Raw genomic sequence first — 21,330 nt, 5'->3', positions numbered from 1 at the left:
CGGTGGACTGGGGAGTGAGTGATGAGCACGTCGGCCACCACGGGCACCGGGGAGCTGAAGCGGCACCTTGGGGTGTCCGACGCGGTGCTGATCGGGCTCGGGTCGATGATCGGCGCCGGGATCTTCGCGGCACTCGCCCCGGCCGCCGCCGCGGCCGGCTCCGGGTTGCTGCCCGGCCTCGCCCTCGCGGCCGTGGTGGCGTACTGCAACGCCACCTCCTCGGCCAGGCTGGCGGCCCGCTACCCGCAGTCGGGCGGCACCTATGTGTACGGCCGCGAGAGGCTCGGGGAGTTCTGGGGCTATCTGGCCGGGTGGGGGTTCGTCGTCGGCAAGACCGCCTCCTGCGCGGCGATGGCCCTGACGGTGGGCTCGTACGTGTGGCCGGGCCAGGCCCACGCGGTCGCGGTCGCCGCGGTGGTCGCGCTCACCGCGGTGAACTACGCCGGGGTGCAGAAGTCCGCGCTCCTGACCAGGGCGATCGTCGCCGTGGTACTGGCGGTGCTCGCCGTCGTGGTCACCTCCTGCCTCACCTCCGGCGTCATGGACACGGCCCGCCTCGATGTCGGCGCCGACGCCTCGTTCGGCGGCGTCCTCCAGGCCGCAGGGCTGCTGTTCTTCGCCTTCGCCGGGTACGCGCGCATCGCCACCCTCGGCGAGGAGGTACGCGACCCCCAACGGACGATCCCGCGGGCGATCCCGCTGGCGCTCGGCATCACCCTGGTCGTCTACGCGGCCGTCGCCGTGTGCGTCCTGCTGGTCCTGGGCCCCGGTGGCATCGCCCGCACCGCCGCGCCCCTGGTCGAGGCCGTCCACGCGGCCGGTGTGCCCGCGCTGGCGCCCGTCGTCCGGGCCGGCGCGGCGGTGGCCGCCCTCGGCTCGCTGCTCGCCCTGATCCTGGGCGTCTCGCGCACCACGCTGGCGATGGCCCGCGACCGTCACCTGCCGCACGCGCTCGCCGCCGTCCACCCCCGCTTCCAGGTCCCGCACCGTGCCGAACTCGCCGTCGGCGCGGTCGTCGCCGTCCTGGCCGCGACCACGGACGTGCGCGGCGCGATCGGCTTCTCGTCCTTCGGGGTGCTGGTCTACTACGCCGTCGCCAACGCCTCCGCCTGGACGCTGAGCCCCGCCGAGGGCCGTCCTGCCCGCGTCGTGCCGATCGCCGGTGCGGCGGGCTGCCTCGTGCTGGCCTTCGCGCTCCCCGTGGCCTCGGTCCTCACGGGCGCCGCCGTGATCGCCGCCGGCGCCGCCGTCCACGGCCTGCGTAAGGCCGCCGCCCGTCGCGCCTGACGGAACACCCCCAACACCGCGCTGCGCGGCGCCCGTTCGGGACCGCGCACACCGTGACAGCCCTGTTGCCGGAACTGTGGGCTCCGTCACAGCCGTCCGGCTCCCGCGCTGATGGACTCGCCCGATGGTCCTCCTGCTGCTCGTCCCCGCCGGCCTCGTCGCCGTACTCGCCCTGGCCGGCTACGGCCTCGGCACCCTCGGCCGGTCCGGGATGCGCGGCGCCGGACGGGAGGTGCGGCTCAAGAGCGGCGCTGCACTGCTGGGCGCCTGTGCGGTCGCGATGTACACGTGGGGCCTGATGCACGTCGCGGGAGCCGTCATCCAGGCGGAGGACGGCGGCACCGATTCGGCACCGCTGCGCCCCTGCAGGTCGCCGGGCCCGTGGGAGCGGGCGCTCGATGTCGTGGGCTACCGCGTGGAGTACGTACCGCTCCGCTTCGTCTGCGAGACGAAGGACGGCGGCAGTTACGCGGCCACGGCCGTGCCGGGCTACGTCAACCCGGCCGCCGCGGGCTTCGCCCTGGGCGCGGTCGTGTGCGCCGGCGCCGCGGCGGTCGAATCGGAGCGCCGCGCCCGGAAGGCACACGTCAGGACCTGAGGGCGCCGCGGTCCGGACGGCAGATCCCGCACACGCTGACCTCGGGCATGCCGAGCGCGATCTCGAACTCCTTCGCGCTGAGCCGTCCCCCGCCGCGGACGCGGCAGTCGTCGCGGTGGACGACGCCGCGGCCGGGGCCGCCCTGGGGATCGGGAACGCTCTGGAGGCGCCAGGCCCGGGCGGGCGCGGGTCGCCGCCGCGGGCGGACGCCGGCCTCCGCCTTCCGGATCCTGGCGTCCACGGCGTCGATCTGCAGCTGGAGGTACAGACGGATCACCCGCAGACGTTCCAGATCCGATGGCAACTCGTACACGTGTTCGAGATTAGCCGGACCGGGATCGCACGGCCAGCACGAGTCCGCCGCGGGCGTGCGTCAGGTGTGCCCCACGCGTACCGCGCACGCGCCGCGACACGGCCCGCGCGGCTCAGAACCCCAGGTCGGACAGGCTCGGGTGGTCGTCGGGGCGGCGTCCGAGCGGCCAGTGGTAGGCCCGCTCCGACTCGTCGATGCGCAGGTCGTTGATGCAGGCGTGGCGGACGCAGTTCAGGCCCTGGTCGTCGAACTCCCAGTTCTCGTTGCCGTAGGAGCGGTACCAGTTGCCGGAGTCGTCGTGGGACTCGTAGGCGAAGCGGACGGCGATGCGGTTGCCGTCGAAGGCCCACAGTTCCTTGATCAGGCGGTAGTCCAGCTCGCGGTTCCACTTCCGGGTGAGGAACGCGACGATCTCGTCCCGCCCGTTGACGAACTCCGCGCGATTGCGCCAGCGGCTGTCCTGCGAGTAGGCGAGCGAGGTCTTCACGGGGTCGCGGGAGTTCCAGGCGTCCTCGGCCATGCGGACCTTCTGGATGGCGGTCTCACGCGTGAAGGGCGGTACCAAGGGTGTGGCGGCCATGCTCGCTCCAGTGGCTCGGCGTCCGGGGAGGGTTGATCAAGTCCACCCCAGGACGCCGTTGATCGCATCCCCGCGCGACGGGTTTCAGCCGGAGCCGACGAAGATCACCAGCAGCAGCCACACCACGGGCGCGGTGGGCAGGAGCGAGTCCAGGCGGTCCATGATGCCGCCGTGGCCCGGCAGCAGTTTGCCCATGTCCTTGATGCCGAGATCGCGCTTGATCATCGACTCGCCGAGGTCGCCGAGAGTGGCACTGGCGGCGACGGCGAGGCCCAGCAGCAGGCCCTGCCACCAGTGACCGCCGTCGATCAGGTACTGCATGGACAGCGCGCCGGCCGCCATCGCGAAGGTGACGGCCCCGACCAGGCCTTCGCGGGTCTTGCCGGGGCTGATGCGCGGCGCCAGCTTGTGCGTGCCGAAGCGCCATCCCACCGCGTACGCGCCGGTGTCGCTGACGACCGTCAGCAGCAGGAAGACGAAGACGCGCCACGGACCGTCGTGCGAGGCGAGCATCATCACCACGAAGGTGGCCAGGAACGGTACGTAGAAGGCAGCGAAGACGCCGGCCGTGACGTCACGGAGGTAGTTCTCCGGGGGTTCGACCATCCGCCAGACCAGGACGGCGAGCGCGGTGAGGGCCATGGCCACCCACGCGCCCTCCGCGCCGCGCGCGTACCCGGCGACGACCATCGCCGCGCCGCCCACGGCCAGCGGGATCAGCGGTGCCTTGATCCCCTTGCGTTCCGCGAGCCGCGAGGTCAGCTCCCACAGCCCCACCACCACCGCCGCCGCGACGACCGCGACGAACACGGCCTTGACGATGAAGAGCGAGGCGAGGATGACAACACCGAGGCCGACGCCGACCCCTATCGCGGCGCGCAGGTTGCGCCCGGCGCTCTTCTTCGCGGGGCCGCCCGGGGCCGCCTGTCGCGGCGCGGGACGATCGGGCCGCGCGGAGTGGTCCGCCGGTTCGGGGGCATCGTCGCGGAACAAGGGGCCGCTCATACGAGTGGCCCCTTCGTCCTCGCCTCCCCAGGAGCCGGCGCGTGGCGAAGCCCCCCAGGAAGAGTCGTTCACGGAGATTCGCCTCGCGTTTTCGTCCGGTCCGGGTCGGTCGGAGGTGGGGTGAGTGGGCGGAGGAGCAGGGCCGGCGCACAGGCCGGGGCTCGGCGGCCGGGCCGACTGGCCCGGCGTGGCCGGTTCCGGCCCGGGGGCCGGAACCAGATGCCGGGGATCAGACCTCGAGCAGCTCGGATTCCTTGTGCTTGAGCAGCTCGTCGATCTGCGCCACGTACTTGTGCGTGGTGTCGTCGAGCTCCTTCTCCGCCCGGCGCACCTCGTCCTCGCCGGTCTCGCCGTCCTTGACCAGCTTGTCGAGGGTCTCCTTGGCCTTGCGGCGCACACTGCGGACGGAGATCCGCGCGTCCTCCGCCTTGCCGCGGGCGACCTTGATGTACTCCTTGCGGCGTTCCTCGGTCAGCTGCGGGAAGACCACCCGGATGATCCGGCCGTCGTTCGTCGGGTTGACGCCGAGGTCGGAGTCCCGGATGGCCTGCTCGATGTTGCGCAGCGCCGAGTTGTCGAAGGGGGTGATCACGGCCATCCGCGCCTCGGGCACCGCGAAGGAGGCGAGCTGGTTGATCGGGGTCGCGGCACCGTAGTAGTCCGCCACGATCTTGTTGAACATCGCCGGGTGGGCACGGCCGGTACGGATCGCGGCGAAGTCCTCCTTGGCGACCACGACGGCCTTCTCCATCTTCTCCTCGGCCTCGAGGAGGGTCTCTTCAATCACCATGTGCTCCTGGTCTTCAGAAGGCGGAGCCATCCAATCCGGGCCCCTGCGCGCGTCTTCCCTGCACGGTGTCCGACCGGCAGCCTGTTGTCCATCCCCGTTCCGGGCGGATCGCCGGCCGGGTTGCGGCCGGCGTCGTCCGTCAGCGGGCGCCCGTGTCGTTGACGAGCGTGCCGATCTTCTCACCCTTCACGGCCCGCGCGATGTTGCCCTCCGCGAGCAGCTCGAAGACGAGGATCGGAAGCTTGTTGTCCTGGCAGAGCGTGATCGCCGTCAGGTCCGCGACGCGCAGGTCGCGGGCGATGACGTCGGAGTACTCCAGGGCGTCGAACATCACGGCGTCGGGGTTCTTGCGCGGGTCGGAGTCGTAGACCCCGTCGACGCCGTTCTTGCCCATCAGCAGCGCCTGGGCGTCGATCTCCAGGGCGCGCTGCGCGGCGGTGGTGTCGGTGGAGAAGTAGGGCATGCCCATGCCGGCGCCGAAGATCACGACACGGCCCTTCTCCAGGTGGCGCACGGCCCGCAGCGGGATGTAGGGCTCGGCGACCTGCCCCATGGTGATCGCGGTCTGCACGCGCGACTGGATGCCCTCCTTCTCCAGGAAGTCCTGGAGGGCGAGGCAGTTCATCACGGTGCCGAGCATGCCCATGTAGTCGGAGCGTGCCCGGTCCATGCCGCGCTGCTGGAGTTCGGCGCCGCGGAAGAAGTTGCCGCCGCCGATGACGACGGCGATCTCGTAGCCGTCGCGGACGACCGCCGCGATCTCACGGGCCATCTTGTGCACGACGTCGGGGTCGACACCCAGTCCCCCGCCGCCGGCGAAAGCCTCTCCGGAGAGCTTGAGCAGGTACCGGCGCTGGGCGTTGGAGCCGTCGCCGTTGGTCTTGTGGGCCTTGTCGGCGCCCTGATCCATGGAGATCTCCTCGTGCACGTACGAAGAAGGCCATTGCCGAGGGTTCGTGATCGTTCCCTGTAGCAATGGCCTCCTCGTCACAACTGCGGCCGGCCGCCGGTGAACGGCAGGCTGCGTACGACCCTAGCGGGGTCGCCGGTCAATCGCTTGCGCGGCTAGGACGCTCAGACACCGACGCGGAAGCGGGCGAAGCGCTTCAGCGTGACGCCGGCCTCGTCCAGGACCTTCTGAACGCTCTTCTTGTTGTCCTTGGCGAAGGCCTGCTCGAGAACGACGTTCTCCTTGAAGAAGCCGTTGACGCGACCCTCGACGATCTTCGAGAGGGCGGCCTCGGGCTTGCCCTCCTCGCGAGCGGTGGCCTCGGCGACGCGGCGCTCGTTCTCGACGGTCTCGGCCGGAACGTCCTCACGGGACAGGAAGGTCGGGGCGAAGGCGGCGATGTGCTGCGCGACGTCCTTGGCGACCTCGGCGTTCTCCTTGTCCAGCTCGACCAGGACGCCGACCTGCGGGGGCAGGTCCGGGCTGGTGCGGTGCAGGTAGGAGGCGACGAAGCCGTCGGTGAACTGCGCGAAGCGGTCCAGGACGATCTTCTCACCGAGGGTGGCGTTCGCCTCGTCGACGAAGGCCTGGACGGACTGGCCGTCCTTGATCTCGGAGGAGAGCAGCGTCTCCAGGTCGGCAGGCTTGGTGGCGGCGACGTGCGCGGCGATGGCGTCGGCGGCGGCCACGAACTTGTCACCCTTGGCGACGAAGTCGGTCTCGCACTTGAGCTCGACGAGGACACCCTCGCTGTTGTCACCGGCGATCAGGGAGACCACGGCGCCGTTGGACGCGGAGCGGCCCTCGCGCTTGGTGACACCCTTCTGGCCCTTGACCCGGAGGATCTCGACGGCCTTGTCCAGGTCGCCCTCGGCCTCCTCGAGCGCCTTCTTGCAGTCCATCATGCCCGCGGCGGTGAGCTCGCGGAGCTTCTTGACGTCGGCGGCGGTGAAGTTCGCCATGTCTGTCAGTCTCTTCTCGGAAGTCGGTGAATCCGGTGAGTCCGGCGGTTCTATGTGCGGACGGCGGGGGCCGGAGCCCCCGCCGTCCTCACACGCATCGGAAGGCGGGCGAGGCTCAGGCCTGCTCGGCGTCGGCGGCCGGCGCCTCGGCGGTCTCGGCAGCGGCCTCAGCCGGAGCAGCCTCGGCCGGAGCGGCCTCGGCGGCGGGCGCCTCGGTGGCGGCCTCGGCCGGAGCGGCCTCAGCGGCGGCCGGCTCGGCGGCGGACTCGTCGGCCTTGGCCTTGTCGCCCTCGAGCAGCTCGCGCTCCCAGGCGGCGAGCGGCTCGCCCTCGGCCTTGTCACCGGTGGCGGCACCGGCACCGGAGCGGGCGATGAGGCCCTCGGCGACGGCGTCGGCGATCACGCGGGTGAGCAGGGTGACGGAGCGGATCGCGTCGTCGTTGCCCGGGATCTTGTAGTCGACCTCGTCGGGGTCGCAGTTGGTGTCGAGGATCGCGACGACCGGGATGCGGAGCTTGCGCGCCTCACCGACGGCAATGTGCTCCTTCTTGGTGTCCACGATCCAGACGGCGCTGGGCACCTTCTGCATCTCGCGGATACCGCCGAGGGTCTTCTCCAGCTTCTCCTTCTCACGGGAGAGGACCAGGAGCTCCTTCTTGGTGAGGCCGGAGGCGGCCACGTCCTCGAAGTCGATCTCCTCGAGCTCCTTCAGGCGCTGCAGGCGCTTGTAGACCGTGGAGAAGTTGGTGAGCATGCCGCCCAGCCAGCGCTGGTTGACGTAGGGCATGCCGACGCGGGACGCCTGCTCGGCGATGGCTTCCTGCGCCTGCTTCTTGGTGCCGACGAACATGATGGAGCCGCCGTGCGCGACGGTCTCCTTGACGAACTCGTAGGCGCGGTCGATGTACGACAGCGACTGGAGCAGGTCGATGATGTAGATGCCGTTGCGCTCGGTGAAGATGAAACGCTTCATCTTCGGGTTCCAGCGGCGGGTCTGGTGCCCGAAGTGGACGCCGCTCTCCAGCAGCTCCCGCATCGTGACGACGGCCATGGCCGTACTCCTAGAGATACTCGGTTCTGAGCGGCCACCGGACGGCGGCCGCGCCTGACGCCCCGAACGCGCCGTGCCACAAGGGACCGAGGGACGCGTCCACCGCTCACGAGGAGGACGGTGGCGGGGCGTGCGAAGTCGACCCGGTGACCCGGATCGCCATGGAAAGTGTACGGGACCGCCGGAGCGGCGGGCGACATCGTGCCCGCGGGGTGCGGGCCCCGGGCGGTTGTCCACAGGTCGCGACCATGATCATCTCTTGCCGGCCGGGTCCGTCACCGTTGAGTCATGACGAGATCGACGGTGTTCGTGATGACGGTGTACCTCGCGGTGGTGACGTGGCTCGGTGGGCCCACGGGGCCCGCGAACGCGACCGCTCGCTGGGGTGACCAGGGTGGCGGCGCGGCTGACCGCGCCTGGCCGGTGGCGGGGGCCGGCGGGGCGCGGCGGCCGGTGGTGGAACGGGGCTTCGACCCGCCGCTCGTGCGATGGGGGGCGGGGCACCGCGGGGTGGATCTGCGGGCGGGCCCCGGCGCACCGGTGCGCGCGGCGGCGCCCGGCCGCGTGACGTACGCCGGGTCGGTGGCGGGGCGCGGAGTAGTGGTGATCGGACTGGCGGAAGGGCTGCGGATCACGTACCAGCCGGTGCGGGCGACGGTCGCCGCCGGTGACGAGGTGCGCGCGGGCCAGGTGGTCGGGGAGCTCACGGACGGGCCGTGGCACTGCCCGGGCGGCTGTCTGCACTGGGGGCTGCGGCGCGGGGACGCCTATCTCGATCCGCTGTCGCTGCTGCCGGACGCCCTGTTGCGCGGTGGTCCGTCGCGGCTGCTGCCGGTGTTCGGCGTGCCGCTGCCCGACGGGACGGAAGGCAGGCGGGCGCGGCCGCCGGAGGGAGCGGCGGTCCCCGCTCTCAGCCGAGGACCCCGCGCAGGGCCGTGGTGACGGCGGCGTCGGCGATGGCGTCCGGCTCCTCGGCCGCGCCCAGTTCGATGCGGCGCACCGCGGCATCCACAACGCCCTGCACCAGCATGGCGATGAGCCGGGGTTCACGGTGGCCGAGGGCGCCCAGGGCGTCCACGACCATGGCGATCAGGCCGCCGTGGGCCGCGCGGATCCTCTCGCGGGCGCCCGCGTCGAGCTCGCCGGCGGAGATGGCGACCACCGCGCGGTGCCTGCGGTCCCCGACGAGGGCGAGCTGACGGCGCACATACGCCTCGATCTTGCGCTCGGGGCCGTCGGCCGCCTCCATGGCGGCCTCGACCTCCGCCGCCCAGACGGGGAAGTCGACCGCGCACAGCTCCTCGACCACGGCCGCGCGCGAGCGGAAGTACTCGTAGACCGAGGACCTGGCCAGTCCGGTGCGTTCGGCCAGGGCGGGGAAGGTCAGGGCTTCCGTACCGCCCTCGGAGAGCAGGGTTCGCGCGGCGTCCAGCAGGGCGTCGCGCTGCATCGACCGGTGCTCGGCCACCGAGGCCGCTCGAATCTTGGGCACGCCACCACTGTACGGAAGCCGCGCGGAGGCCGGGCCCTCCCGTCGGCAACGCGCGTCATCGGCCGACGTCGGCCAGTTTCGCGCGCAATTGGAGCACGGACTTGGTGTGGATCTGGCTGACCCTGCTCTCGGTCACCCCGAGCACCTGCCCGATCTCGGCCAGCGTGAGGCCCTCGTAGTAGTAGAGGGTGACCACGGTCTTCTCGCGCTCGGGAAGGGTGTTGATCGCCCTGGCCAGCAGCCGGCGCAGTTCGCGGTCCTCGGCGACCTCGACGGGGTTGTCGGCGCCGGTGTCCTCCAAGGTGTCGACGAGGCTCAGCCGGTCGCCGCCCTCGACGCCGCCGTGCAGCAGGTCCTCCAGGGCGACGACATTGGCGAGCGAGAGCTGGCTGAAGACCGCGTGCAGTTCCTCCAGCGCGATGCCCATCTCGGCGGCGACCTCGGGCTCGCTGGGGGTGCGCCGCAGCGAGGCCTCCAGTGTGGCGTAGGCACGCTCGACGGCACGGGCCTTCTGACGCACCGAGCGGGGGATCCAGTCCAGGGCGCGCAGTTCGTCGATCATGGCGCCGCGGATGCGGGTGATCGCGTAGGTCTCGAACTTGATCGCGCGCTCGGGATCGAACTTCTCGATGGCGTCGATGAGCCCGAAGACACCGGAGGAGACAAAGTCCGCCTGCTCGACATTGGCCGGCAGACCCACGCTGACGCGCCCGGCCACGTACTTCACCAGGGGTGAGTAGTGCAGGATCAACTGCTCACGCAGGCGTGTGTCCCCCGTGGACTTGTAGGTCCGCCACAGCGCGTCGAGCGAGGTGGGGGCGGGAGGCCGGGGGGAACCGGTGACGGTGGTCGCCGCCGTCGCGCGGTCTGACCCGGGGGTGTGCGGGTGCATGCGTGGATTTGAGCCGTTCTGCTGTGATCTGCGGGGCGGACGGGAGTCGGACCTCCTTGAGCGTAGCGTGACGACGAGGTCGCAGAACGCGACGTTCCGGCGTCGACATAAGCTCGCCATCCCGGAGGTCCCAGGTCAAGAACCGTCCTGTCACCTGATGGTGTGTTCACCGGCGGAGCGTGTCGGCGCGCACCCCTCCTTCAGATGGTTTTCCGCCAACTTCCAGCGCGGGCCGTCACGTTCCACGAAGCCGAGAACATGCAGTTCAAGGAGGTGGCCAAGGGTGTCGTCGGGGGTGCTCGCGGCGGCCGCCGCGATCGCCGCGCACTCGGCGCCGGCCCGTCCGCCGGGCAGTGCCTCCAGGACCCGTGCTGTCTCGGGCGGGAGCAGATCGCGCGGCAGGAGGGCACCACGGCGCTCGGGCCCGAGGTCCTGGCCGATCCGGCCGACGAGTTCGGCCACATCGGCCGCGCCGGTCACCAGCATGCCGTCCGCGCGCAGCAGTTCGTGCACCCCCTGGGACAGCGCCGACGTGCAGGGACCGGGCACTCCCATCACGAAGCGCCCCAGTTCCCGGGAGCGGCGCGCGGTGATCAGCGAGCCGCTGCGGTACTGGGCCTCGACCACGACGGTGCCCCGCGTCAGCGCCGCGATCACACGATTGCGGAGCACGAACCGGGACCGCGTCGGGTGCGCGGCGGGCGGCAATTCACTGAGGAGCAGACCCTGTTCGGCGATGCGTCCGATCAACTCGGCATGACCGGGCGGATAGGCCACGTCCACCCCGCACGCGACGACCCCCACCGTCGCACCCCGCACGGACAGCGCCCCGCGGTGCGCCGCGCCGTCGATGCCGTACGCGGCCCCGGAGACGACGACCCAGCCCGACTCGGCGAGCTCCGCGCCGAGCGTGGACGCCATGTGGGAGCCGTACTCGGTGCACGCGCGGGCGCCGACGACGGCGACCGAGCGCAGCGCCCACATCCGCAGGGAGGGCCGGCCTCGCGTCCAGAGCCCGAACGGCCGCTCGTCCCCGAGGTCGTCCAGCTGCGTCGGCCAGTCCGGGTCCCCGGGGCACAGGAACCGCCCGCCCAGGGCCCGCACCACGGCAAGGTCCCGCGCCGGGTCGGCGCGGAACGCCCGCAGGGTGTAGCCCGCCCGCCGCTGCTCGCTCGCCCCGGGCAGGGCCTCGCCGGCCGTCAGGGCCTTGAGCGTCTCGACGGGGCCGAGTTCCCGCAGCCAGCGTCCGGCGGTCGTGTCACCGGGGTCCGCGATGCCGGTGAGCGCCGCCCGGGCGAAGCGCTCCTCCTCCGTCGGGGGCGGTTCGTCCCCGGGTCCGGGTTCGTCCAGAGTGTCGTCGGTACCGAAGAGCGTGCCGTGCGTCATGGGACCTCCTTCGTGCTCGGCGCCGCCCCTGTCGCCGCGAGACCGCGACGTACCCCGGTGCGCAGTTCCAGTGCGCGTTCCATGTCGACGCCGTCGGGTCGGTCACGGCCGGCCAGGTCGGCGACGGTCCAGGCGACCCGCAGCACGCGGTCGAGACCGCGCGCGGTGAGCAGGCCGCGCTCCATGTCCCGCTCGACGGCGCGCAGGGCGCCCGGGGCGGCGGCCCAGCGCGTCCGCAGCTCATGGCCGGGGACCTGGCTGTTGATCCGCCAGGGGGTGCCCACGTACCGCGCGGCGGCCCTTTCCCTGGCCTCGCGCACCCGTTCCGCGACCGTCCGCGTGCTCTCGGAACCGGCGGTGCCGCCCATCAGTTCGGAGCGGCTGACCGCCTCGACCTCCACGCGCAGGTCGACCCGGTCCAGCAGCGGCCCGGACAGTCGCCCCTGGTAGCGGCGCACCATGCTGGGCGTGCAGTCGCACAGGCCGCCGGGCGACCCGTACCGGCCGCAGGGACAGGGATTTGCGGCCAGGACGAGCAGGAAGCGTGCCGGGAGGCGGACGACACCGGCGGCGCGGGCGATGACGACGTGTCCGGACTCCAGGGGCTGGCGCAGCGCGTCGAGCGCCTGGCCGCCGAACTCGGGTGCCTCGTCGAGAAAGAGCACGCCCTTGTGCGACAGCGAGACGGCGCCGGGGCGCGGGAGGGCGTTGCCGCCGCCGACGAGCGACTGCATCGTCGCCGAGTGGTGCGGGGCGCAGTAGGGCGGCTCCTCGACCAGCGGCTTGCCCGGGGGCAGGATGCCCGCGACGGAGTGCACGGCGGAGACCTCGACCGACTCCTGCCGCGTCAGCGGCGGCAGGAGTCCGGGCAGGCGTTCCGCGAGCATGGTCTTGCCGGCGCCGGGCGGGCCCTTGAGGTAGAGGTGGTGGCCACCGGCCGCCGCCACTTCGAGGGCGAGGCGTGCCACGCCCTGCCCGGCGACGTCCGCGAGGTCGGGGGTCCCGGCGTCGGAGAACCCCGTGCCGTGTCCCGCGCCGGGCAGGGCGAGGCCGGCCAGCATGGGATCGGGGCGCCCCTCGCCCGGGTCCTCGGGCTCCTCGGGGGCCAGCTCGTCGTTGAGGAGCGCGATCAGCTGCCGCAGGCTGCGCACCCCGAGCACATGGACGCCGGGTACGAGCGAGGCCTCCGCCACCGTCCGCTCGGGCACGACCACGTGCCGGTAGCCGGCTTCGGCGGCGGCCAGGACGGCCGGGAGGACTCCGCGGACGGGCCGGACACGGCCGTCGAGCCCCAGTTCCCCGATCATCATCAGGTCGGCGATGTCCCGGGGGGCGACGCGCTCGTTGGCGGCGAGCACGGCGCAGGCGACGGCGAGGTCGAAGCCGCTGCCGCCCTTGGGGACGGACGCGGGACTGAGGCCCACGGTGAGCTTCTTCTGCGGCCACGTCTCGCCGCTGTTGACGAGCGCGGCGCGGACCCGGTCGCGGCTCTCGGTCAGGCTCTTGTCGGGCAGCCCCACCAGCGTGAACGCCGGCACGCCGGGCTCCAGGTCGGCCTGGACCTCGACCACGACGCCCTCCACGCCGAGCAGCGCCACCGAACACGTTCGGGCGAATCCCATCAGGCGGCCCCCCGTACGTGCTCGACCCGGGCGGCGCCCCGCTGCGGCAGGGTCACGCCGACGACGTCGATGCGGATCCCGCCCGGTGGCGGGCCGCCGTGGTCGGCCAGCCAGCACTCGGCGAGCCGCCGCAGCCGTTCGGCCTTGCGCGCGGTGACCGCGGCCATCGGATGCTCTCGGCCGCCCTCCGTCCGCGACTTGACCTCGCAGACGACCACGGCGTCCCCGTCGGTCGCCACGATGTCGATCTCGCCGTGGCGTTCGCGGTGCCGGCAGCGCCAGTTGCGCTCCAGCACCGTCATCCCGGCGGCCGCCAGGGATCGCGCCGCCACGTCCTCGCCGTACCGTCCGATCGCTCCTCGGGCGTTCATGTCACACCACCTCCGTCACTCACTGTGACGGAAGTGGCGCCCCAAAGATGATCTTGCCTGCGCCCTGTGGATAACTTCCCCGGGCGGGTCGCGGCGCTGCGCCGGCCGGGCCGGACGACTCAGCCGTTGAAGCCGGAGTCGTCCGACGGGAGGTCCAGATCGGCCTTGTTGAGCTCCTCGATGTTCACGTCCTTGAACGTGAGCACCCGTACCTGCTTCACGAACCGCGCCGGGCGGTACATGTCCCACACCCACGCATCGGCCATCGACACCTCGAAGAAGACCTCACCCTGGACCGAGTGCACCTGCATCTCGTAGTCGTTGGTGAGGTAGAAGCGACGCTCGGTCTCGATCACGTACTTGAACAGGCCGACGACATCCCGGTACTCCCGGTAGAGCTTGAGCTCCATCTCGGTCTCGTACTTCTCGAGGTCCTCGGCACTCATGGCATGTTCCCCTTCAGCCGTACGTCCCCCCATTGTGCGTCAGTCACGCTCCGTCCCCAGGTGGATCGGGGACAGTGGGGGTCCTTCGCCCAGCAGCCTGCCCAGCAGTCCGGCGAGTCTGGTCGGATACACCGTCTCACGCGTGCCGAGAAGTTCTTCACAGGTCCACCATCGCAGGCCTGTGACGCTGCGCTGCTCCAATTCCGTCAATCCAGCGGTATGGAATCGGATGTCGTCGGTACGGGCCAGGAAATACCACTCGTCCTGCTCCCAGCGCCGCCCGTCGAAGTCGAACGCGCACGACCGCTCCCAGAGCACCGGCCCGAGCTTCACGCCCGTGATGCCGGTCTCCTCGGCGAGCTCGCGCAGCGCCGCGTCCTCCAGGCTCTCGCCCTCCTCGACCCCGCCACCGGGGGTGAACCACCAGGTCACCGACGGGTCGTCCGGCTCGTAGCCGTGCAGCAGCAGGATCCGGTCGGTGGGATCGAGCAGGATGACCCGCGCCGCGCGCCGCCGTGCCACGGTCAGCGCGCCGTCCGCCGGCGGCCCGCGAGACGGGCCACCGGCCCGTACGCGGCTCCGCAGAAGATGAGCACGGCACCGCCCACCACCGCCGCCACGACCGCCCTCAGCGGCCCGGGAGCGGACGGCCCGTCCCCGGACAGCCCCGCGAAGGCCGTAGGGCGCTCCAGCATGCCGGCCCGGCCCGCGGGCCAGGCGATGGCGTCGGCGCGCGCGCTCACCGCGCTGCGCGGCACGGAGCCGCCGTCGGAGTCGGTGAGCCGGACCCGCGAGTCCTCGGACGTGGCGCGGTTGTCGCCCATCATGAAGAGATTGCCCTGGGGCACGGTGGCCGTGAAGCCGGTCGGCGATGCCGGAGCCTTGGGGTCGAGCAGGTACGGCTCGTCGACCGGCTTGCCGTTGACCGTCAGCCGCCCCTGCTTGTCGCAGCAGGCCACCTTGTCGCCGCCGACCGCCACGACCCGCTTGACCATGGGGACGTCGCCCCAGAGCGAGTCGTTGAAGACCACGATGTCGCCGCGGCTGACGTCTGAGCCGTCGATGCGCTGGGCGAGGATCCGGTCCCCCGCGTCCACGGTCGGGGTCATCGACCCGGTCGGGACGGTGTAGGGCTGGTAGAGGATCGCGCCCCAGACGAAACCGCCGAGGAAGAGAACGGAGCCGAGGGCGACGGCCAGCCCGGAGAGTATCGCTCCGGCCCGTCCGCCGCCCTCACCGCCCGTCCCGCGCGTGCCGCCCGTCGTCGTACGCGTGCCCGTGCGTGTGCCTGTGCTCATGCGACCGCACCCTACCCGGCGGTACGGATTCCGGGCAGCCCTGTCACTTCGCCTCGTTGATCAGCCGGCGCCGCCGGAGCAGCACCAGCGGCACCGCGCCCGCGACACCGGCCGCGGCGGGCAGTCCCGCGGCGGCGGCCGCGCTGATACCCGGCTGGTCGAAGGTACTGGGGACCGGCAGGGTCGACCAGCGGCCGATCGGCCAGGCCACGACGATCGCCCGGCCGACGACCTCGTCGTTGGAGACCGTGCCGTTGCCCGGGAGGTCCTGGTGGTACCGGGAGTCCAGGGAGTCCTGGCGGTGGTCGCCCATCACCCAGATCCGGTCCTTGGGGACCCTGATCGGGCCGAAGGGACGGTCCCCGCAGGGCGTGTTCCCCGGGTAGATGTACGGCTCGTTCAGCGCCTTGCCGTTCACCTTGACCGGGCCGGTGCCCTGGCACTCCACAGTGTCGCCGCCGACCGCGATGACCCGCTTGATCAGGTCCTTCTCCTCGGCCGAGGGCATCAGGCCGACAAAGCTGAGGACCTTCTGGATCGCCGAGGTGACCGGGTTGGTGTCGACCGGCGCGGTCTCGCCGAGCCAGCCGCCCGGGTCGTGGAAGACGACGACCTCACCGCGCTCCGGCTCCGAGCCGAACCAGGGCGTCAGCTTGTCGACGAGGACGCGGTCGCCCTCCTGCAGCGTGTTCTCCATCGACGCGGACGGGATGGAGAACGCCTGCACCAGAAACGTCTTGATCAGCAGCGCGAGCACCAGGGCGATCACGATGAGCAGCGGCAGTTCCTTCCAGAACGAGCGCTGCTTCTGCGGCGAGTCGCCTTCGCCGTCCGTCGTGTCATCCGCCTCGTCGGAGGAGCCGCCCGAGCCGCCCGAGCCGGATTCCGGGCGCGCGCCCTCGCCGGGCCTCACCCCGTCCTCGCCGGTCGTGCCCTCCGAGGAACCCTGATCTTCCGGCTCTTCGCGTCCGGACCTTGCGCCGACCACCAGGTCCCCCACATCCACTCCTCACTCCACGCTGCCGCCCGCGCCTGATCCGGCGCAGGCCCACGACTCCCATAACGAGCGGGAGTTCCGCAGGAGGCGGGAGCGCAATCATTCCTTGCCGATTGTTGGATGTTGCCACCCTATTGCTCGCGGTGGCGGTAGACGCGCCAGAGGGAGCCGGTGCGGCGACGGTGGAGAAAGTCGTCGGTTCCTTCAGTCCGGCCCAGTGGCCCAAGGGCCAGGCCACCGCGAAGGCACGGCCGACGACCAGGCTTTCCGGCACGGTGCCGTTGCCGGCGTCCTTCAGATGGAACCGGGAGTCCGCGGAATTGGAGCGGTGGTCGCCCATGACGAACAGCCGGCCCGGCGGAACCTTGACCGTGAATTTAATGTCCGAGGGCGGATTGCCCGGATAGATGTACGGCTCGTCGAGCGGCGTGCCGTTGACCGTGACCCGGCCGTCCTTGTCGCAGCACTTCACCGTGTCGCCGCCGACCGCGACGACCCGCTTGATCAGGTCCTGCTCGTCCGCTGACGGCAGCAGGCCGATGAAGGTGAAGAACTCCTTGATCTGCTTGACCCCCACGGGGTCCTGGCCGCTCTGGGCCTGCTCGCCCTCCAGCCAGTTGCCGGGGTCCTTGAAGACGACCACGTCCCCGCGCTGCGGCTTGGTGCCGAACCAGGGGGTGAGCTTGTCGACGACCACGCGGTCGCCGATGCGGATCGTCTGCTCCATGGAGCCGGACGGGATGACGAACGCCTGGAGCAGGAAGGTCTTGAGCACCAGCGCGATCAGCAGCGCGACACCGATGAGCAGCGGTATCTCGCGGGCCGCGGAACGCCGGCGTTTGCGCTTGACCTTCCGGGCCAGCCTGCGGCGCTCGGCGCGGCCGCCGCCCCTGCGCGGCCCCGCGGCGCTCTCCTCGTCGTCGCCCAGGTACGCCGCACGGACGGGCCTGCCCTCTCCCGGCCGTCCCCGGCTACCCATGGGCGCCGTCCAGCGACCTGCGCCGGCTCAGCGGCCAGATGGTGAACTCGGCCCTGCCGATCACCTTGTCCACCGGGACCGTGCCCCCGCCGGGGTCACCGAGATGGTCCCGGGAATCCCGGCTGTCGGCACGGTGGTCGCCCATCACCCACAGCCTCCCCTCAGGAACCTCGATGTCGAACGCTACCCGTGACGGTGTGTCGCCGGGATAAAGATAGGTCTCGTCCAGCGGACGGCCGTTGACGGTGATCCTGCCCCGTCGGTCGCAGCAGGTCACGCGGTCCCCGCCGATGCCGATCACCCGCTTGACGTAGCCGGTCCGGCCGGACTCCTGCACGAACGATCCCTCGCCGTCGAACACCACGACGTCACCCCGGGCCGGGGCGCCGCCGAAACGGTACGCCAGTTTGTCGACCAGCACCCGGTCCCCGGATCGCAGGGTGTTCTCCATCGACCCGCTGGGAATCTCGTAGGGCTGCGCCACGAAGGTGTTGACCGCGGCGATCACAGCGGCGCAGGCCACGACGAGAAGCGCATACCGCTGTGTACGTACGCCGAAGCGCGACCGCTCATCCCGCCCTGGGGCCGGATCGGCGCGGTCGCGCTCGGCAAGAGGTACCTCGGTGTCCATCGAGCGCAGAGCCTATACGGCCCCGCATATGCCCGGGCGGACTCAGTTGTCGCGCTTCTCCTTGATCTTCGCGGCCTTGCCGCGCAGCTCACGGAGGTAGTACAGCTTCGCGCGACGCACGTCGCCGCGGGTCACGAGCTCGATCTTCTCGAAGATCGGGCTGTGCACCGGGAACGTACGCTCGACGCCGACGCTGAAGGAGACCTTGCGGACCGTGAAGGTCTCACGGACGCCGGAACCCTGACGGCGGATGACAACGCCCTTGAACTGCTGGATACGGGAGCGGTTGCCCTCGATCACGCGGACGTGGACGTTGACGGTGTCACCGGGGCGGAAGGCCGGGACGTCGCTGCGCAGCGACGCGGCGTCGACGGTGTCGAGCACGTGGGACATGTGTGTCTGCTTTCTTCGCCCATGCCACAGGTCATCGGCGGACATAGTGATGGTGGTGAGTGCCGCCGCATCGGACGGGCGTCGTGTCCCCCTGTGGCAGGGGCGCGCGGCGGACGCAGAGCGGCAGCCGCCTATTCTTCCACGGCTTCCGGGGCTCGCCAAAATCGGCCGTCCTCGCGGGGTGCCCAGCCCAGGGCGGCGAGGATCGCCCGGTCGTGCTTGTCCAGCGCCGCCGGGTCGCAGCGCTCGATCAGGTCGGGGCGGTGCGCGGAGGTGCGACGGAAGGCCTCGTCGCGGCGCCAGCGGGCGACCTTGCCGTGGTGGCCGCTGAGCAGCAGGTCCGGCACGCCGCGGTCCCGCCAGACCGGCGGCTTGGTGTAGACGGGGCCTTCCAGCAGGTCGGCCATCGCGCCGGGGGCGAAGGAGTCGTCGCGGTGGGACTCGGCGTTGCCGAGCACGCCCGGCAGCAGCCGGGCGATCGCCTCGACCATGACCAGCACCGGGGCCTCGCCACCGGCCAGCACGTAGTCGCCGATGGAGACCTCGCGCACGTCGAGCCGGTCGCCGTACTCGTCGATGACGCGGCGGTCGATGCCCTCGTAGCGGGCCGGGGTGAACACCAGCCAGGGCCGCTCGGAGAGCTCGACCGCGAGTTCCTGGGTGAAGGGGCGCCCGCTGGGGGTCGGCACGACGAGCACCGGCGCGCCCTCGCCCGAGGCCAGGACCGCGTCCAGCGCCTCGCCCCACGGCTCGGGCTTCATGACCATCCCCGGGCCGCCGCCGTAGGGGGTGTCGTCGACCGTGTTGTGCCGGTCGTGGGTGTACGCGCGCAGGTCGTGGATGCGGACGTCCAGCCGACCGCGCGTCCTGGCCTTGCCGACCAGGGAGACGTTCAGCGGCTCCAGGTACTCCGGGAAGATCGTGACGACGTCGATGCGCATTACGCCGGCTCCGCCCCGCCCTCGCCGTCGGCCTTGTCCCCGTTGCCGGCGCTCGCGGCGCTGTCGGCGCTGGCGGCCGTCTCGGCCTCGGTCTCGTCGAGCAGGCCCGGCGGCGGGTCGATGACCGCCCGCTGCGCCTCCAGATCGATCTCGGGCACGATCTCGCCGACGAAGGGCACCATGACCTCGCTGCCGTCCGGCCGTTCGACGACGAGCAGGTCGTGGAAGGGCAGGTGGGAGATCTCGGTGATGCGGCCGACCTCGGTCCCGTCGACGGTGACCACGTCGAGGTCGATCAGCTGGTGGTCGTAGAACTCCTCGGGGTCCTCCGGACGCTCCTCCGGGTCGACCTCGGCGATCAGCAGGACGTTGCGCAGCGCCTCGGCGCCGGTGCGGTCCTTGACGCCCGCGAAGCGCAGCATCAGCCGGCCGCTGTGCACGCGCCCGGTCTCGATCGTGAGCGGTCCGGCCGAGGCCGGGTCCGTGGTCAGTACGGCGCCCGGGGCGAGCCGCGACTCCGGCTCGTCGGTGCGCACCTCCACCGAGACCTCGCCCTTGATGCCATGGGCGCGGCCGATGCGTCCCACTACCAGCTGCACTTGTTCGCGCTCCTGTGCGTTGCCTGTCGGATACGGCTCGGGCCGGGGGCGGCGGTGACGCCTCCCCCGGCCCGTGCCGGTGCTTCGTGTCTCAGCGAACCTGGTCGACGTCGACGAGGTCGACGCGGACACCGCGTCCGCCGATCGCGCCCACTACGGTGCGCAGGGCACGGGCGGTACGGCCGTTGCGGCCGATCACCTTGCCGAGGTCGTCGGGGTGCACCCGGACCTCCAGGACCTTCCCGCGACGCAGAGTGCGCTCGGCGACCTGCACGTCATCGGGATTGTCGACGATGCCCTTGACCAGGTGTTCGAGGGCCTCCTCGAGCACGATCAGGCCTCGGTCGACTCGGCCGCCTCGGCGGCCTCGTCCTTCTTGTCCGACTTCTTGGCCTTCTGGGTGATGGCCTCACCCTTGGGCCCGTCCCCGGCGTCCTTGGCGGCAGCCTCGAAGAGGGCCCGGTGGTCGGCCTTGGGCTCGGCGACGAGGAGCGGGGCCGGAGCCGGCTCGCCCTTGTACTTCTGCCAGTCGCCGGTCTTCTTCAGGATCGCGAGCACGGCCTCGGTCGGCTGCGCGCCGACACCCAGCCAGTACGCCGCGCGCTCCGCGTCGACCTCGATGCGGGACGGGTTCTGGACCGGGTGGTACAGGCCGATCTCCTCGATGGCCCGGCCGTCACGGCGGGTCCGGGAGTCGGCGACGACGATGCGGTAGTGAGGCGAACGGATCTTGCCCAGACGCTTCAGCTTGATCTTGACTGCCACGGGAGTGGGTTCTCCTGGTGTTGACGTGGGTTGGGCACACCGGACCGCCACGTGGGGTTGTGGAGGCGGATGCCCGACGGACGCGTCAGCCGAAGGAGAGAGGGGTCCTGCACGGCTGCCGAGTGCTCAGCTGACCATTGTGCCATACGGCGGGCATGCCGCCGCACGCCGGGAGCGGCCCCGGCAGTGCTTGCTGTGCCCGCCGAGCCCGCCGCCGCGGGCGGCCGCCTCAGGCGACGGCCGCCGCGGCCTCCGGGATCCGGAACGGTGTCCCGCACGCCCCGCAGACGATCGGCGCCTGCGCGAGCACGGACGGCACGACGCGGACGTTGCGCCCGCAGTCGCAGACCGCCTTCACCCGTACGCCGCCACCCGAGGACCCGTGCCGGGCGGCGGGCCCGCGGAAGCTGCGGGCGGTGTCGGCGGCGGTCGCCGCGGTGTGCGCTCTGAGGGCGCGCTGCAGCCGGTCGATCGTGGCCCGGTAGCGCTTCTTGGTGTCGGGGCGCATCTGGACCAGGGAGAAGCCGCTGCTGGGGTGCGGCTCCTCGGCGTGGTCCAGGCCGAGTTCATCGGCGATGGCCAGGAACCGACGGTTGTGGTAGCGGCCCGCCCGCGAGGTGTCCCGGACGCCGCGAGCGGCGGCGACTCCGTGGACGGCCTCGTGCAGCAGGCGCTCGAAGGAGAGCTCCGTGCCGCACGCGGACGAGGACTCTCCGATCAGGGACTCGGGGGCGGCCAGATCGGGCAGCTCGGGGTGGTGCCGTTGAATGTCGGCCCATGCGACTGCCAGCTCGGCGGCGAGGACTGGTGGTGTCGTGCTCACGTCGTGACAACGAGCCGGGGGCGCCCGGTGTTCCGATACCGGGCCATCCCAAATATTTTGCACGTACTAGTCAGTTCAGGATGATGAGTACGGCCGAGGGCGGGTGCGGAGAACAGTGGAGAAGTCACGCACCCGCCTCAAGGAAGGACGTACTGCCGAT

Annotated in this window: 27 protein-coding genes; 3 read left to right on the top strand and 24 right to left on the bottom strand. The window is 71.6% G+C overall.

The features are described from left to right. Positions 1–21: 21 nt before the first annotated feature. Positions 22–1,287, top strand: a complete 1,266-nt coding sequence (locus ABZ883_RS29130; RefSeq protein ID WP_360911227.1) for an APC family permease — start codon at positions 22–24, stop codon at positions 1,285–1,287. A 124-nt stretch (positions 1,288–1,411) separates the two neighbouring features. Next, positions 1,412–1,885 (top strand): hypothetical protein, encoded by a 474-nt coding sequence (locus ABZ883_RS29125; protein ID WP_360911225.1) that lies wholly within the window; start codon positions 1,412–1,414, stop codon positions 1,883–1,885. Here the strand turns inward: ABZ883_RS29125 and ABZ883_RS29120 are convergent. From ABZ883_RS29120 to rpsB, 7 genes are all read right to left on the bottom strand, one after another. After that, positions 1,875–2,198, bottom strand: coding sequence for a DUF6233 domain-containing protein (locus ABZ883_RS29120; protein ID WP_360911223.1), 324 nt, complete (start codon positions 2,196–2,198; stop codon positions 1,875–1,877). The two genes, ABZ883_RS29125 and ABZ883_RS29120, sit on opposite strands and share 11 nt — an antisense overlap. 112 nt (positions 2,199–2,310) lie before the next feature. Beyond that, positions 2,311–2,778, bottom strand: a complete 468-nt coding sequence (locus tag ABZ883_RS29115) for a nuclear transport factor 2 family protein (protein ID WP_360911221.1) — start codon at positions 2,776–2,778, stop codon at positions 2,311–2,313. A gap of 84 nt (positions 2,779–2,862) precedes the next feature. After that, positions 2,863–3,855, bottom strand: a complete 993-nt coding sequence (locus ABZ883_RS29110; protein ID WP_360911219.1) for a phosphatidate cytidylyltransferase — start codon at positions 3,853–3,855, stop codon at positions 2,863–2,865. A 157-nt stretch (positions 3,856–4,012) separates the two neighbouring features. Beyond that, entirely contained in the window at positions 4,013–4,570 is a 558-nt protein-coding gene (gene frr, locus ABZ883_RS29105; RefSeq protein ID WP_319660044.1) for a ribosome recycling factor, read from the bottom strand. Between the two features lie 142 nt (positions 4,571–4,712). Next, a complete protein-coding gene (pyrH, locus tag ABZ883_RS29100) occupies positions 4,713–5,483 on the bottom strand; it encodes a UMP kinase (protein ID WP_360911217.1) in 771 nt (256 codons plus the stop codon). Positions 5,484–5,647: 164 nt separating this feature from the next. Next, on the bottom strand, positions 5,648–6,484 hold the full coding sequence (tsf, locus tag ABZ883_RS29095) for a translation elongation factor Ts (protein ID WP_360911215.1): 837 nt from the start codon (positions 6,482–6,484) through the stop codon (positions 5,648–5,650). Between the two features lie 115 nt (positions 6,485–6,599). Next, positions 6,600–7,535 (bottom strand): 30S ribosomal protein S2, encoded by a 936-nt coding sequence (rpsB, locus tag ABZ883_RS29090; RefSeq protein WP_360911213.1) that lies wholly within the window; start codon positions 7,533–7,535, stop codon positions 6,600–6,602. 288 nt (positions 7,536–7,823) lie between these two features. Here rpsB and ABZ883_RS29085 point away from each other — a divergent pair, with 288 nt between their 5' ends. Further along, complete coding sequence (locus tag ABZ883_RS29085) at positions 7,824–8,477, top strand: M23 family metallopeptidase (RefSeq protein WP_360911211.1); 654 nt, start codon at positions 7,824–7,826, stop codon at positions 8,475–8,477. On the opposite strand, the gene ABZ883_RS29080 is transcribed toward ABZ883_RS29085, so the two are convergent. The 17 genes from ABZ883_RS29080 to ABZ883_RS29000 form a co-directional block, all read right to left on the bottom strand. Beyond that, positions 8,446–9,003 carry a helix-turn-helix domain-containing protein gene (locus ABZ883_RS29080; protein ID WP_360911327.1) on the bottom strand — a complete coding sequence of 186 codons (558 nt, stop codon included), beginning with the start codon at positions 9,001–9,003 and terminating at the stop codon, positions 8,446–8,448. The two genes, ABZ883_RS29085 and ABZ883_RS29080, sit on opposite strands and share 32 nt — an antisense overlap. A gap of 79 nt (positions 9,004–9,082) precedes the next feature. Further along, a complete protein-coding gene (whiG, locus tag ABZ883_RS29075; RefSeq protein ID WP_360911209.1) occupies positions 9,083–9,919 on the bottom strand; it encodes an RNA polymerase sigma factor WhiG in 837 nt (278 codons plus the stop codon). 150 nt (positions 9,920–10,069) lie between these two features. Beyond that, positions 10,070–11,305, bottom strand: coding sequence for a DNA-processing protein DprA (gene dprA / locus ABZ883_RS29070; RefSeq protein WP_360911207.1), 1,236 nt, complete (start codon positions 11,303–11,305; stop codon positions 10,070–10,072). Next, a complete protein-coding gene (locus tag ABZ883_RS29065) occupies positions 11,302–12,927 on the bottom strand; it encodes a YifB family Mg chelatase-like AAA ATPase (protein ID WP_360911205.1) in 1,626 nt (541 codons plus the stop codon). The genes dprA and ABZ883_RS29065 overlap by 4 nt, the downstream gene beginning before the upstream one ends. Next, positions 12,927–13,298, bottom strand: coding sequence for a YraN family protein (locus tag ABZ883_RS29060; RefSeq protein WP_360911203.1), 372 nt, complete (start codon positions 13,296–13,298; stop codon positions 12,927–12,929). The genes ABZ883_RS29065 and ABZ883_RS29060 overlap by 1 nt, the downstream gene beginning before the upstream one ends. Positions 13,299–13,417: 119 nt before the next feature. Next, positions 13,418–13,744 (bottom strand): DUF2469 domain-containing protein, encoded by a 327-nt coding sequence (locus tag ABZ883_RS29055; protein ID WP_018562949.1) that lies wholly within the window; start codon positions 13,742–13,744, stop codon positions 13,418–13,420. A gap of 39 nt (positions 13,745–13,783) precedes the next feature. Then, positions 13,784–14,272 (bottom strand): NUDIX hydrolase, encoded by a 489-nt coding sequence (locus tag ABZ883_RS29050; RefSeq protein ID WP_360911325.1) that lies wholly within the window; start codon positions 14,270–14,272, stop codon positions 13,784–13,786. After that, positions 14,269–15,042, bottom strand: a complete 774-nt coding sequence (lepB, locus tag ABZ883_RS29045; protein ID WP_360911201.1) for a signal peptidase I — start codon at positions 15,040–15,042, stop codon at positions 14,269–14,271. The genes ABZ883_RS29050 and lepB (ABZ883_RS29045) overlap by 4 nt, the downstream gene beginning before the upstream one ends. Before the next feature lie 43 nt (positions 15,043–15,085). Then, entirely contained in the window at positions 15,086–15,955 is an 870-nt protein-coding gene (lepB, locus tag ABZ883_RS29040) for a signal peptidase I (RefSeq protein WP_360911199.1), read from the bottom strand. Further along, on the bottom strand, positions 15,882–17,018 hold the full coding sequence (gene lepB / locus ABZ883_RS29035; RefSeq protein ID WP_360911197.1) for a signal peptidase I: 1,137 nt from the start codon (positions 17,016–17,018) through the stop codon (positions 15,882–15,884). Before lepB (ABZ883_RS29035) ends, lepB (ABZ883_RS29040) begins: the two co-directional genes overlap by 74 nt. Beyond that, complete coding sequence (lepB, locus tag ABZ883_RS29030; protein ID WP_360911195.1) at positions 17,011–17,649, bottom strand: signal peptidase I; 639 nt, start codon at positions 17,647–17,649, stop codon at positions 17,011–17,013. The genes lepB (ABZ883_RS29035) and lepB (ABZ883_RS29030) overlap by 8 nt, the downstream gene beginning before the upstream one ends. A 42-nt stretch (positions 17,650–17,691) precedes the next feature. Further along, positions 17,692–18,042, bottom strand: coding sequence for a 50S ribosomal protein L19 (gene rplS / locus ABZ883_RS29025; protein ID WP_360911193.1), 351 nt, complete (start codon positions 18,040–18,042; stop codon positions 17,692–17,694). 131 nt (positions 18,043–18,173) lie between these two features. Further along, the gene (gene trmD, locus ABZ883_RS29020) at positions 18,174–18,983 is read right to left on the bottom strand and encodes a tRNA (guanosine(37)-N1)-methyltransferase TrmD (protein ID WP_360911191.1); all 810 of its coding nucleotides are present in this window, start codon (positions 18,981–18,983) and stop codon (positions 18,174–18,176) included. Then, a complete protein-coding gene (gene rimM, locus ABZ883_RS29015) occupies positions 18,983–19,582 on the bottom strand; it encodes a ribosome maturation factor RimM (protein WP_360911189.1) in 600 nt (199 codons plus the stop codon). Before rimM ends, trmD begins: the two co-directional genes overlap by 1 nt. 91 nt (positions 19,583–19,673) lie before the next feature. Continuing rightward, a complete protein-coding gene (locus tag ABZ883_RS29010) occupies positions 19,674–19,913 on the bottom strand; it encodes an RNA-binding protein (protein WP_319659722.1) in 240 nt (79 codons plus the stop codon). Positions 19,914–19,915: 2 nt separating this feature from the next. After that, entirely contained in the window at positions 19,916–20,347 is a 432-nt protein-coding gene (rpsP, locus tag ABZ883_RS29005; protein WP_360911186.1) for a 30S ribosomal protein S16, read from the bottom strand. 229 nt (positions 20,348–20,576) lie between these two features. Next, positions 20,577–21,170 (bottom strand): hypothetical protein, encoded by a 594-nt coding sequence (locus tag ABZ883_RS29000; protein ID WP_360911184.1) that lies wholly within the window; start codon positions 21,168–21,170, stop codon positions 20,577–20,579. Positions 21,171–21,330 lie beyond the last annotated feature (160 nt).

It is taken from the genome of Streptomyces sp. NPDC046977 (assembly GCF_040644455.1).
Classification (GTDB): domain Bacteria; phylum Actinomycetota; class Actinomycetes; order Streptomycetales; family Streptomycetaceae; genus Actinacidiphila.
Note: the sequence above shows the minus strand (reverse complement) of the source record. Positions and strands in the feature narration are given on the sequence as shown.